This is a genomic window from Lentibacillus kapialis (assembly GCF_014646635.1).
Classification (GTDB): Bacteria; Bacillota; Bacilli; order Bacillales; family Amphibacillaceae; genus Lentibacillus; species Lentibacillus kapialis.
On the sequence record NZ_BMNQ01000129.1, the window covers coordinates 1 to 831 of the forward strand.

1 protein-coding gene is annotated in these 831 nt (G+C 37.1%); it reads right to left on the minus strand.

Translation table 11 applies throughout. The annotated features are described in order from the left end of the window. Positions 1-108: 108 nt before the first annotated feature. Complete coding sequence (locus IEW67_RS17930; RefSeq protein ID WP_188634431.1) at positions 109-336, minus strand: hypothetical protein; 228 nt, start codon at positions 334-336, stop codon at positions 109-111. Positions 337-831 lie beyond the last annotated feature (495 nt).

An 831-nucleotide genomic window follows, 5' to 3' on the forward strand; every position in this document is an offset into this window, starting at 1 on the left:
TTACGGGAAGGTGATCAATATACGGTAAATTATAGGTAAATGGAATAAAAATTCGGTTATGTACCATGAACAAAACTGTACATTCTTAAACAGTCAAAACTGTACATATTATCGTTGACATTTACAATAACCTTTTTCAATAGCTTGTTTCTCCGGAAAGAGAAACGCCTCCAACCATGAGTTGGTCATGGTATCGTTCAAACTTTCTAAACCAAGTTTCTTGGCACGTTGAACGACCTCAGAGACTGTATTCCTGGAGTGACCAGTGCTAGAACTGATTGTTCTTTGACTAACCCCTTCAAAATACAGCTCCAGAACTTTACGGCAATTAACCATAAAAAAACCTCCTGTATAATATTGTCATGCTTGTTTGCATGCATTTTTATTATACAGGAGGTTATTCTATTTTTATCGTACTGGCTCTCCAATCCGCAGAAAGTGGCTCTATTTTCCGCACTGCCTGGCTCAAAACTCCGCATAAGTGGCTCAATTCATCCGCAATAATCACCGTACGTACTCTTTCAATTTTCCATATGAAATTGAAAGTTTCGGACGTACCAATGGAAACAGTGACTTAATATGCTGGAATTTCTCCCAGTTTACATATCCCTTTCGACTATTATCACGAGAAGAGGCTTCAACACATCAAAAGAAGCTGAACTGGCGGCCACTAAAATTATTCAGGAGTTAGACACTGATGAATACTGTAAATCAGTACTTTATTCCAGCCACCATTTTTCTGACTAATCCAGCCAAAAATCTGAAATAATATGCCAGTCTATTCACATTATCTCAGATTCATAAATAATTGATCACATTGTTTCGAAAAAA

What these genes read in the sequence shown, in the direction of transcription:
- IEW67_RS17930 (WP_188634431.1), bottom strand. Translation starts at nt 336, where the DNA reads ATGGTTAATTGCCGTAAAGTTCTGGAGCTGTATTTTGAAGGGGTTAGT.